This window comes from Kitasatospora sp. NPDC059146, from assembly GCF_042786665.1.
Lineage (GTDB): Bacteria > Actinomycetota > Actinomycetes > Streptomycetales > Streptomycetaceae > Kitasatospora.
In genome coordinates this window covers 1-11,347 of record NZ_JBHZCY010000069.1, presented here as the reverse complement: position 1 = coordinate 11,347, position 11,347 = coordinate 1, and the positions used below count along the sequence as shown (strand labels likewise).

The 11,347-nt window shown below is 71.2% G+C and carries 11 protein-coding genes; 3 read left to right on the top strand and 8 right to left on the bottom strand.

What is annotated here, in order from left to right; genetic code table 11:
- Window positions 1-92: 92 nt before the first annotated feature.
- The 5 genes from prcA to arc form a co-directional block, all read right to left on the bottom strand.
- Window positions 93-848 carry a proteasome subunit alpha gene (gene prcA, locus ACFXPX_RS26455; RefSeq protein WP_375890796.1) on the bottom strand — a complete coding sequence of 252 codons (756 nt, stop codon included), beginning with the start codon at window positions 846-848 and terminating at the stop codon, window positions 93-95.
- A gap of 31 nt (window positions 849-879) precedes the next feature.
- Window positions 880-1,722, bottom strand: coding sequence for a proteasome subunit beta (gene prcB, locus ACFXPX_RS26450; protein WP_375890794.1), 843 nt, complete (start codon window positions 1,720-1,722; stop codon window positions 880-882).
- Between the two features lie 163 nt (window positions 1,723-1,885).
- Window positions 1,886-2,104 carry a ubiquitin-like protein Pup gene (locus ACFXPX_RS26445; RefSeq protein ID WP_030286125.1) on the bottom strand — a complete coding sequence of 73 codons (219 nt, stop codon included), beginning with the start codon at window positions 2,102-2,104 and terminating at the stop codon, window positions 1,886-1,888.
- Between the two features lie 183 nt (window positions 2,105-2,287).
- Complete coding sequence (dop, locus tag ACFXPX_RS26440) at window positions 2,288-3,799, bottom strand: depupylase/deamidase Dop (RefSeq protein ID WP_375890792.1); 1,512 nt, start codon at window positions 3,797-3,799, stop codon at window positions 2,288-2,290.
- Between the two features lie 226 nt (window positions 3,800-4,025).
- Window positions 4,026-5,792: a proteasome ATPase gene (gene arc / locus ACFXPX_RS26435; protein ID WP_380524701.1), complete on the bottom strand. Its 1,767-nt coding sequence runs from the start codon at window positions 5,790-5,792 to the stop codon at window positions 4,026-4,028.
- Between the two features lie 285 nt (window positions 5,793-6,077).
- On the opposite strand from arc, the gene ACFXPX_RS26430 reads away from it, so the two are divergent.
- Window positions 6,078-6,383 carry a ferredoxin gene (locus tag ACFXPX_RS26430; RefSeq protein WP_375890788.1) on the top strand — a complete coding sequence of 102 codons (306 nt, stop codon included), beginning with the start codon at window positions 6,078-6,080 and terminating at the stop codon, window positions 6,381-6,383.
- A 22-nt stretch (window positions 6,384-6,405) separates the two neighbouring features.
- On the opposite strand, the gene ACFXPX_RS26425 is transcribed toward ACFXPX_RS26430, so the two are convergent.
- From ACFXPX_RS26425 to ACFXPX_RS26415, 3 genes are all read right to left on the bottom strand, one after another.
- Window positions 6,406-7,020 carry a hypothetical protein gene (locus ACFXPX_RS26425; RefSeq protein ID WP_375890787.1) on the bottom strand — a complete coding sequence of 205 codons (615 nt, stop codon included), beginning with the start codon at window positions 7,018-7,020 and terminating at the stop codon, window positions 6,406-6,408.
- A 243-nt stretch (window positions 7,021-7,263) separates the two neighbouring features.
- Window positions 7,264-8,223, bottom strand: coding sequence for a tRNA (adenine-N1)-methyltransferase (locus ACFXPX_RS26420; protein WP_375890785.1), 960 nt, complete (start codon window positions 8,221-8,223; stop codon window positions 7,264-7,266).
- A 48-nt stretch (window positions 8,224-8,271) separates the two neighbouring features.
- Window positions 8,272-9,483: a site-2 protease family protein gene (locus tag ACFXPX_RS26415; protein WP_380524699.1), complete on the bottom strand. Its 1,212-nt coding sequence runs from the start codon at window positions 9,481-9,483 to the stop codon at window positions 8,272-8,274.
- A gap of 206 nt (window positions 9,484-9,689) precedes the next feature.
- Here ACFXPX_RS26415 and ACFXPX_RS26410 point away from each other — a divergent pair, with 206 nt between their 5' ends.
- Window positions 9,690-10,625, top strand: a complete 936-nt coding sequence (locus ACFXPX_RS26410; protein WP_380643614.1) for a RecB family exonuclease — start codon at window positions 9,690-9,692, stop codon at window positions 10,623-10,625.
- Window positions 10,625-11,296 carry a response regulator transcription factor gene (locus tag ACFXPX_RS26405; RefSeq protein ID WP_063346919.1) on the top strand — a complete coding sequence of 224 codons (672 nt, stop codon included), beginning with the start codon at window positions 10,625-10,627 and terminating at the stop codon, window positions 11,294-11,296. The genes ACFXPX_RS26410 and ACFXPX_RS26405 overlap by 1 nt, the downstream gene beginning before the upstream one ends.
- Window positions 11,297-11,347: the final 51 nt, after the last annotated feature.

The window sequence follows — 11,347 nt, the reverse complement described above, 5'->3', positions numbered from 1 at the left end:
GAAACCGCCTCCACGACGACTGGGCCGCCGCAGGGGCACCGGAGTCCCGTACGCCGGCGGTCCGGCCGCCGTACGGGACTCCGCAGGCACTGCTACTCCGGCGCGCTCGCCGCCGGGTTCTCGTCGTCGTCCGACTCGGCGGACTGGTCCCCGTCGAGCAGCCGGCCGAGCTGGTTGCCCAGGATCCGCTTGAACTTGCGCTGCTGGAACCGCTGGCGGTCGAGGACCGCGACCTCCAGTTGTTCCGGGGTGAGGGCGCGCGGGCTGCCCCCGTTGGGGTCGCGGGCGAGCGAGTCGACCGCGACCTTCACCGCCTCGGTGAGGCTCAGTCCGGCGCGGTGGCGCTGGCCCAGGTAGTTGCCGATCGAGTCGGCGTTGCCGCCGACCACGACGTAGTTCTTCTCGTCGACGACCGAGCCGTCCGGCGTGAGCCGGTAGATCTGGTCGTTGTCGGCGGTGCGGCCGACCTCGGCGACGATCAGCTCGACCTCGTACGGCTTCTCGCCGACCGAGGAGAAGATGGTGCCCAGGGTCTGGGCGTACACGTTGGCCAGGCCGCGGGCGGTGACGTCGGCCCGGTCGTAGGAGTAGCCGCGCAGGTCGGCGTAGCGGACGCCGCCGATGCGCAGGTTCTCGAACTCGTTGTAGCGGCCGACCGCCGCGAAGGCGATCTTGTCGTAGATCTCGGAGACCTTGTGGAGCGCCCGGGAGGTGTTCTCGGCGACGAAGACGATGCCGTCGGCGTAGGTGAGCACGACCACGCTGCGGCCGCGAGCGATGCCCTTGCGGGCGTACTCCGCGCGGTCCGCCATGGCCTGCTGGGGCGAGACGTAGAACGGTGTCGACACCGGCGGTCGTCCCTTTCCTGTGAGGTGATGGCTAGATCAGCGGGGCCTGCGGGCCGTTGGGCCGGGTCAGGCGCTCGTCGGTGATGGCGACCGCGATCGCCGCGACCTCCGCGTTGTCGAGCCGGCGGAAGCCGTCCGCGGTGATCAGCGAGACGATCGGGAAGATCTTGCGGGCGAGGTCCGGGCCGCCGGTGGCGGAGTCGTCGTCGGCCGCGTCGTAGAGCGCCTGGACGACCAGGGTGGCGGCCTGCTCGGCCGTCAGGTCGTCGCGGTAGAGCTTCTTGAGCGAGCCGCGGGCGAAGACCGAGCCCGAGCCGGTGGCGGTGAAGCCGTGCTCCTCGGAGCGCCCGCCGGTGACGTCGTAGTTGAAGATCCGGCCGCGGCCGAGGTCGAGGTCGTAACCGGCGAAGATCGGCACCACCGCGAGGCCCTGCATCGCCATGCCGAGGTTGCCCCGGATCATGGTGGTGAGCCGGTTGGCCTTGCCCTCCAGGGAGAGCACCGCGCCCTCGATCTTCTCGTAGTGCTCCAGTTCCAGCTGGAACAGCCGGACCATCTCGACCGCGAGGCCGGCGGTGCCGGCGATGCCGACGGCGCTGTACTCGTCCGCCGGGAAGACCTTCTCGATGTCACGCTGGGCGATGACGTTGCCCATGGTCGCGCGGCGGTCACCGGCGATCACCACGCCGCCGTCGAAGACCGCGGCCACGATCGTGGTCCCGTGCGGGGCCTCGACCACGGAGCCTTCGGGGAGCCCGCGGTGGCCGGGCAGCAGCTCCGGCCGGTGCTCGGCGAGGAAGTCCAGGAACGAGGAGGACCCCGGGGTCAGGAAGGCAGCCGGTAGACGCCCGGTGCCACGAGTGTTGGCTTCCACACGATTCCTTCCAGGTAGCTTGAAGCGCGCATTGCCCGCACCCTACCCGCCGACGATCATCGTCCAACGCGTGGAGGGGCCGGTGCCGGGACGGCCGGGCGGACGGCGCCGCCCGACCGTCCCGGACGGTCACGACCGTGAATTCCCGATGACCGGGTACGGGCTATTGCCCGCCCTTCTGCACGAATCCCCGGACGAAATCCTCGGCGTTCGACTCGAGCACTTCGTCGATTTCGTCGAGCACCGCGTCGACGTCGTCGCTCAACTTTTCCTGGCGTTCCTTGAGGTCGTCGGAATTCTGGGTTTCCGCGACCTGCTCCTCGACCTCCTCGGAGGAGCGGTTTGCCCGCTGCTGGCCGCCGCCGGTGTCCTTGCTCGCCATTTCCCTCACCCCGCTCGAATCGTCTGGCACGGTTTGGTCGGTCGGTCGTTGCCGGTTGGCACCGACCCTATACACAAGGTGCGACTGCCGCTCCCGGTTTGCCGGTGGTGCTCCCTGTCCAACACCCGCTGCCACCCCGGATGATTCCCATTCGGCGGACGTTCACCCGTGGTGATCGAAAAGTTACCCGCCGGAGAGGACGCGCAGCAGGTCCTCCGCCGTGCGGCAGCGGTCCAGCAGCTCCTTGACGTGGTTGCGGGTGCCGCGCAGCGGCTCCAGAGTGGGCACCCGCTGGAGCGAGTCCCGGCCCGGCAGGTCGAAGATGACCGAGTCCCAGGAGGCCGCCGCGACGTGCTCCGCGTACTGCTCCAGGCAGCGGCCGCGGAAGTACGCCCGGGTGTCCTCCGGGGGCTTGGAGACGGCCCGTTCGACCTCTTCCTCGGTCAGCAGCCGCTCGAACCTGCCGCGGGCCACCAGGCGGTTGTAGAGGCCCTTCTCGGGCCGCACGTCGCTGTACTGGAGGTCCACCAGGTGCAGCCGCGGGTTGTCCCACTCCAGGGCGTCCCGGCTGCGGTAGCCCTCCAGGATCTCCCGCTTGGCGATCCAGTCCAGTTGCCGGGAGAGCGACATCGGGTCGCGCTCCAGCCGCCCGAGGACGTCCTCCCAGCGGGCCAGCACGTCCAGGGTCTGCTCGTCGGCGTCGGTGCCGAAGCGGTCCTCGACGTACTTGCGGGCCAGTTCGAAGTACTCCAGCTGGAGTTGGACGGCGGTGAGCTTGCGCCCGTTGCGCAGCGTGATCAGGTGCTTGAGCGTCGGGTCGTGGGAGACCCGGTGCAGGGTGCGCACCGGTTGGTCGATCGCGAGGTCGGAGGCGATGAAGGAGTCCTCGATCATCGACAGGACCAGCGAGGTGGTGCCCAGCTTGAGGTAGGTGGAGATCTCGGAGAGGTTGGCGTCCCCGATGATCACGTGCAGCCGGCGGTACTTCTCGGCGTCGGCGTGCGGTTCGTCCCGGGTGTTGATGATCGGGCGCTTGAGGGTGGTCTCCAGGCCGACCTCGACCTCGAAGTAGTCCGCCCGCTGGCTGATCTGGAAGCCGTTCGCCGAGCCGTCCTGGCCGATGCCGACCCGGCCGGCGCCGGTGACCACCTGGCGGGAGACGAAGAACGGGGTGAGGTGGCGGACGATGTCGGCGAACGGCGTCGCCCGCTTCATCAGGTAGTTCTCGTGGGTGCCGTAGGAGGCGCCCTTGTTGTCGGTGTTGTTCTTGTACAGGTGGATGTTCTGCCCGTTGGGCAGTTCCAGCGCCCGCAGCGCGGCGGCCGCCATGATCCGCTCGCCGGCCTTGTCCCAGAGCACGGCGTCGCGCGGGTTGGTCACCTCGGGCGAGCTGTACTCGGGGTGCGCGTGGTCCACGTAGAACCGGGCCCCGTTGGTCAGGATGACGTTGGCGAGGCCGATGTCCTCGTCGGTCAGCTGGCTGGCGTCCGCCACCTCGCGCGCGAGGTCGAAGCCCCGCGCGTCGCGCAGCGGGTTCTCCTCCTCGAAGTCCCAGCGGGCCCGCCGTGCCCGGTGCATCGCCGCCGCGTACGCGTTGACGATCTGGGACGAGGTGAGCATGGCGTTGGCGTTGGGGTGCCCGGGCACGGAGATCCCGTACTCGGTCTCGATGCCCATCACGCGCCGTACGGTCATGCGGCCCTCCTTGCCCGGTGCCCCGCCCCCGGCGGGCGGAACACGCTGACGTACCGCTGAACAACACCGGCGCCGGACATCTGCCCGCGGACGGTGGGTCGAGCCTATTTCCGTGCCGTACGGCGGGCCCCGAGACGCGCCGTCCGGCTGCGGGGCCGCGAGGCGCCACAGCCGGACGGGGTGCGTACAGCTCCGGGGACCGTCGCCGGCCCGGACAACCGCGTGCTTACAGGTACTGCCCCGTGTTGGCGACAGTGTCGATCGAGCGGCCGGACTCGGCGCCCTGCTTACCGGTGACCAGCGTGCGGATGAAGACGATCCGCTCGCCCTTCTTGCCGGAGATGCGGGCCCAGTCGTCCGGGTTGGTGGTGTTCGGCAGGTCCTCGTTCTCCTTGAACTCGTCCACGCAGGCGGCGAGCAGGTGGGAGACGCGCAGACCGCGCTGACCGTGGTCGAGGAAGTCCTTGATGGCCATCTTCTTCGCCCGGTCGACGATGTTCTGGATCATGGCGCCGGAGTTGAAGTCCTTGAAGTACAGGACCTCCTTGTCACCGTTGGCGTAGGTGACCTCCAGGAAGCGGTTCTCCTCGGTCTCCGAGTACATCCGCTCCACGACCGACTGGATCATCGCCGCCACCGTGGCCCCGACGGAGCTGTCGTGCTCCTTGAGGTCGTCCGGGTGGAACGGCAGCGAGTCCTTGAGGTACTTGGAGAAGATGTCCTTCGCGGCCTCGGCGTCCGGGCGCTCGATCTTGATCTTGACGTCCAGGCGGCCGGGCCGCAGGATCGCCGGGTCGATCATGTCCTCGCGGTTCGAGGCGCCGATGACGATGACGTTCTCCAGGCCCTCCACGCCGTCGATCTCGGCGAGCAGCTGCGGGACGATGGTGTTCTCCACGTCCGAGCTGACACCGGAACCGCGGGTGCGGAACAGGGACTCCATCTCGTCGAAGAAGACGATGACGGGCGTGCCCTCGCTCGCCTTCTCCCGGGCCCGCTGGAAGACCAGCCGGATCTGCCGCTCGGTCTCGCCCACGTACTTGTTGAGCAGCTCCGGGCCCTTGATGTTGAGGAAGTAGCTCTTCCCCTGGGGGCGGCCGGTGACCTCGGCGACCTTCTTGGCCAGCGAGTTGGCGACCGCCTTGGCGATCAGCGTCTTGCCGCAGCCGGGCGGGCCGTAGAGCAGCACGCCCTTGGGCGGACGCAGCTCGTACTCCTTGAAGAGGTCGGCGTGCAGGTACGGCAGCTCGACCGCGTCGCGGATCAGCTCGATCTGGTTGCTCAGGCCGCCGATCTGGCGGTAGTCGATGTCCGGGACCTCTTCGAGGACCAGCTCCTCGACCTCGGACTTCGGCACCACCTCGTACACGTAGCCGGAGCGGGGCTCCAGCAGCAGTGCGTCCCCCGCCCGGACGGTGATGTCCCGCAGCGGTTCGGCGAGGCGCACCACCCGCTCCTCGTCGGTGTGGCCGATGACCAGGGCGCGCTCGCCGTCCTCGAGGACCTCCTTGAGGGTGACGATCTCGCCGATGCGCTCGAAGGCCATCGCGTCCACGATGTTGAGGGCCTCGTTGAGCATCACTTCCTGGCCGCGCCGCAGTTCGTCGAGGGCGACGTTCGGGCTGACGTTGACGCGGAGCTTGCGACCGCCGGTGAAGATGTCGGCGGTACCGTCCTCGTTCGCCTCGAGGAAGGTGCCGAAACCGGCCGGGGGCTGTGCCAGCCGGTCCACTTCCTCCTTGAGGGCCACGATCTGGTCGCGGGCCTCGCGCAGGGTGGAGGCGAGTCGTTCGTTCTGGGCGGTCACGCCGGCCAGGTTGGTCTGGAGCTCGACGATCCGCTCTTCGAGGATTCTCGAATTGCGCGGCGAGTCGGCGAGCTTGCGGCGCAGTACGGCGATTTCCTGCTCAAGGTACGAGACCTGAGCGGCCTCGTCGGAACCACGAGCGGGCCTGCCGGTGCTGCGGTTGTAGTCGTCATCGTGGGCTGCCACGGTCCTCACCTCCTCCGGGGAGCTGGACGCTTCCAGACCCTACCTGGGACCAGGGGTCCGTAAACCCCTAGATCAAGAAAGATGGAACGGGCGTGTCCGATCTTCGCCCCAGCGTGCTTCCCCTCTGCTAAGGGGATACCCACCGCGCACCACCCAAAGCGGGCCAGATGTATCGTCGGGCGAAGTGATATCCGATCGCGACCGCGGTAGTGGGTCCGATCGTTGTACGAATGGCGGGATTGCCCCCGGAATAGGGGCGACCCGGGACAGAAACGGCAGGGGACCATGTCGGTGACCGAGCAGAACGCGGCAGCGGCCGACGAGCTGGAGGTGTGGATCGACCAGGATCTGTGCACCGGCGACGGCATCTGCGTCCAGTACGCACCGGAGGTCTTCGAGCTGGACATCGACGGACTCGCGTACGTGAAGGGCGAGGACGACGAACTGCGCCAGCAGCCCGGGGAGACCGCCCCGGTGCCGCTGACGCTCCTTCAGGACGTGGTGGACTCGGCGAAGGAGTGCCCCGGCGACTGCATCCACGTGCGCCGGGTCGCCGACCGGGTCGAGGTCTACGGGCCCGACGCCGAATAGGGTTTCGGGCCGCGCGGAGGGTTCAGGTCGCGCTGACCGGGGCGGCGGTCTGGGAGCGTTCCCAGCCGCCGCCCCGGTGCGTCCAGGTGAGGTCGAGTGAGAGGTCGGGGCGGAAGCGCGGCACCTCGTCGCTCGAATACCCCTGCGCGCGGCCGGTGATGGCGCCGTCGGAGCGCACCGTGAGCCGGCTCAGGGTGAGGTTCTCCCGGTCGGTCAGCAGGGTGGCGACCACCACCGGGCGCTGGTCCGGGCCGAAGCCGAGCAGGTAGACGGAGTCCGGCGGGGTGCCGGTGTCGGTGCCGCACTGCGCGGCGACGACCGTACCGGGACGGCCGTCGCCCAGTTCGGCGGGCACGCTGAGCACCGTCCTGACCGGGAACGGGCCGCAGTCCATGGGCAGTTGGGCCTTGGCCGGATCGGGGGCCGCGCCGGCCGCGAGCGCCTTGGGGGCGCCGCCGCGGGCGGGCAGCGGGGTGCCGGTCGCCGGGGAGGCGGCGAGTGCGGCGGCCACCACCGCGCCGCAGCCGGCCAGGGCGAGGGCCCAGTGCCAGGGTGCGGTCCGCGCGTGACCGGGCCGGGTGCGGCCCTGCGGTGTCTGCTGTCCGGCCGTCGCCGTCGTCCCGACCGCGGTCTCCACCCGGCGTCCCCTCCAGAGCTCCAGGAGCGTGTGAGCGAGCATCGTCCCACACGGAGCCTGCGGGCCGGCGGCCGGGGAGCCGAAGGGCGCGCCGGTGCCGAAAGCGACGAGCGACAAGCGAGGAACGAGCGCCGGAGCGAGGACCGTCGGCGCCGGGTCAGAGCGCCCGGAGGCGAGCCGGCCGAAAAACGAAGGGGTGGCGCGAGCGCGATGCTCGCACCACCCCTGCTGTTCCGGCCGGGCTCAGCCCAGGTCGGGCTGCTCGGAGTCGGTGTCGCGGGCCGCCTTGCGGGCCGCGGCGCGCTCCTGGAGGGACGGCTCGGGCGCCCCGTTGTCGTAGTCCTCGCCGTAGGCGCCCTTGGCCGGGCGGCGGCGGCGCAGCGGCGGCTCGACGCCGTCCGCCAGGCGGCGGGCGGTGAGCAGGAAGCCGGTGTGGCCGATCATCCGGTGGTCCGGGCGGACGGCCAGGCCCTCCAGGTGCCAGGTGCGGACCATGGTCTCCCAGGCCTGCGGCTCGGTGAAGGTGCCGTGGTCGCGCAGCGCCTCGACGGTCTTGGACATCTGCGTCGTGGTGGCCACGTAGCAGCAGATGAGACCGCCGGGGACGAGCGCCCGGGAGGCGACGTCCAGGCACTCCCAGGGGGCCAGCATGTCGAGGATGACGCGGTCGACGTCGGTCTCGACCAGGTTGTCCTGGAGGTCGCCGACGGTCAGCTTCCACGCCGGGTGCGGGCCGCCGAAGTAGCGCTCCACGTTGCCCTGGGCGATGTCCGCGAAGTCCTGGCGGCGCTCGTAGGAGGCCAGCAGGCCCTGCTCGCCGACGGCGCGCAGCAGGTACGTGCTGAGCGCGCCCGAGCCGACACCCGCCTCGATCACCCGGGCACCGGCGAAGATGTCGGCCATCGCCAGGATCTGCCCCGCGTCCTTGGGGTAGATCACGGCGGCGCCGCGGGGCATGGACAGGACGTAGTCGGGGAGCAGGGGGCGCAGCGCGAGGTACGGGACGTTCCCCGTGGTGCGCACGACCGTGCCTTCAGGAGCGCCGATCAGCTCGTCGTGCGGGAACGCACCCTTGTGGGTGTGGAACTGGTTCCCGGCCTGGAGCGTGAACGTGTAGTGGCGACCCTTGGGGTCGGTCAGCTGGACCTGGTCCCCGACCTGGAAGGGCCCGCGTCGGCGGGCGGCACCGGTCGGTTCGGACATGCGGCCAATCCTAAGGGAAGCGGGGCGTCCCGCCTCACCAGGCCCTGCTCAGCGGCCGGAGACCGCCGCCGTGAGGCGCTGTTCGATGTCGCTGAGCGCGGCCACGCCGTAGACCCGGCCGTCCGCCTCGACCACCAGGTACTCCCCCGCCGGGGTGGCCTGGACGGCCCGCAGCAGGTCCTCGCCGCCGAGGTCGGCGTCCAGTCGCAGCCCGGGTTCGAGGTCGCGGGCGAGCGGGCCGACGACCACCCAGGGGCGGCGGTGCTCCGGTACGGCCCGTACCGCGGACTCCCGGACGATGGCGATCGGCTCGCCCCGGCCGTCCACCACCACGACCGCGCCGGCCTGGGCCTCGCGGGCCCGGCGCATCGCCTCGCCGAGCGGGGTGTCGGCGGTGACCTCGACGGTGCGGCGGGCGAGGTCGCGCAGCCGCAGGGCGGGCAGCGCCTCCTTGAGCCGGGCGTTGCGCAGGCTCCCGGTGGCGCCGTTCCAGATGATCGCGGCCAGCACGGCGGCCAGCACCGCGTCCACCAGGGTGTCGGTGGTGGTGCGCTCGGCGCCGCGGGAGGCGCTGACCAGCGGCAGGCCGAACAGCACCACGACGGCCAGGCCCCGGCCGATCCAGGCGGCCGCCACGGTGCCGGTCATCGCCCTGCCGGTGATCGCCCAGACCACCGCGCGCAGCATCCGGCCGCCGTCCAGCGGCAGGCCGGGCAGCAGGTTGAAGGCGGCGACCACCAGGTTGGAGACCATCAGGCCGGTCAGCAGCACCCCGGGCACGCTGGACAGTTCGACGGCGCGCAGCGCGAGGTAGAAGACCCCGCCGAGCACCAGCGACAGCAGCGGGCCGACGAAGGCCAGCCAGAACTCGCGCCAGGGGCTCCCGGCCTCGTTCTCGATCTCGGAGACGCCGCCGAAGAACTGCAGCTGGATCCGCCGCACCCCGAGCCGGTAGCGCAGCGCGACCAGGGTGTGGGCGAGTTCGTGCACCAGGACGGAGGCGTAGAAGGCGACCGCGAAGAAGAACGCGAGCAGGTAGCGCTCACCGCTGCCGAGTTCGGGCAGCACGTCGCCGAGCTGCCCGCCGAACACCCAGGTGATCAGCGCGGCGATGACGAACCAGGACGGGGTGACGTAGATGGGCACGCCGAAGGGCCGCCCCATCAGGAGGCCGCCGCCGTGCTCCGGCGGGCGCCCCTCGGGGCGTCCGCCGTCCTGCGGTGGCTGGTCGGAGGTCTGCTGCCCCCTGGTGTCGCTCACCGTGATCCCTTCGGTCGTCCGCCGTCGTGCCCCGGTGCGCCCACGCTACGTGATCGCGGCCACCCGGCGGCGCGCGCCCCTCTGCCAGGCTTCATACCCACTGGACCGGCCCCGGACCGGACCGGCCCCCGGCCGACTGCCGGGAAGGGGCAGCGCGGCAGCCCGGTGGCAGCGGGATGACAGCAAAGGGCAATAGGGTCGTAGCCATGCAGCAGACCGACACCAGCAGCGCCGCCGGGGCTCCGGCGCGACCGGCGGCGCCCCCGACCGGGCTGTCCCCGTCCCGTGCGGGGGACTTCCTCACCTGTCCCCTGCTGTACCGGCTGCGGGTGATCGACCGGCTGCCCGAGCCGCCGAGCCCGGCGGCGACCCGGGGCACGCTGGTGCACGCGGTGCTGGAGCGGCTGTTCGACAGCCCGGCGGCCGAGCGGACGCCGGAGCGGGCGCTGGGCCTGCTGCGCCCGCAGTGGGAGCGGCTGCTGGGCGAGCGCCCGGAGCTGGGCTCGCTGTTCCCGGACGACCCGGACGGCGCGGCGCTGACCGGCTGGCTGGCGGACGCCGAGAAGCTGGTCGGCCAGTGGTTCCGGCTGGAGGACCCGACCCGGCTGCACCCGGTGGAGCGCGAGCTGTACGTGGAGACGGCCCTGGAGTCGGGGCTGCTGCTGCGCGGCTACATCGACCGGGTGGACGTCGCCCCCACCGGTGAGGTCCGGCTGGTGGACTACAAGACCGGCCGGGCGCCCTCGCGGGACTTCGAGGGCAAGGCGATGTTCCAGATGAAGTTCTACGCACTGGTGGTGTGGCGCTGGAAGGGCGTGATCCCCAAGCGCCTCCAGCTGGTCTACCTGGGCGGCGGCGGGGACGTGGTCAGCTACGACCCGGACGAGGCCGACCTGCTCGCGGTGGAGCGCAAGCTGCAGGCCCTGTGGGAGCGGATCGCGCAGGCGGTGGCCACCGGGGACTTCCCGGCCACCCGCAACCGGCTCTGCGACTGGTGCGACCACCGGGCCAGCTGCCCGGAGTTCGGCGGCACCCCGCCGCCGTACCCACTGCCGGTGCCGCCGGCCCGCACCGCGGACGGGCTGGCCCGTACGTCGGACGAGAGCGATCCCACGGGGGATCCGATGAGCAAGGAGTCCTAGTGACGATCCGAGTGCTGCTGGTCGACGACCAGCCGCTGCTGCGCACCGGTTTCCGGATGATCCTGGAGGCCGAATCGGACCTCGTGGTGGTCGGCGAGGCCGGTGACGGTCAGCAGGCGCTGGACCAGGTCCGGGCGCTGCAGCCCGACGTGGTGCTGATGGACATCCGGATGCCGCGGATGGACGGCGTCGAGGCGACCCGCCGGATCGCCGGCCCGGGTCGGGACGGCCCGGCCAAGGTGCTGGTGCTGACCACCTTCGACCTGGACGAGTACGTGGTGGAGGCGCTGCGCGCCGGCGCCAGCGGCTTCCTGCTCAAGGACGTCCCGGCGGAGGAGCTGGTGCAGGCGATCCGGGTCGTCGCGGACGGCGCGGCGATGCTGGCCCCGAGCATCACCCGCCGACTGCTGGACATGTACGCCACCAAGCTGCCCTCGGGCGAGGAGGCGCCGCCGCAGGCGCTGAGCGCGCTGACCGAGCGGGAGTTGGAGGTGTTGAAGCTGGTGGCGCGCGGGCTGTCGAACGCGGAGATCGCGGCCGAGCTGTTCGTCAGCGAGACGACCGTGAAGACCCACGTCGGCCATGTGCTGACCAAGCTCCAGCTGCGCGACCGGGTGCAGGCGGCGGTGTACGCCTACGAGAGCGGTCTGGTGCGGCCGGGCGCGCTGTAGCCCGGGGAGCACGACGGCGGCCCGCCCGCTCCGCCCCGGGACACCGGGGGG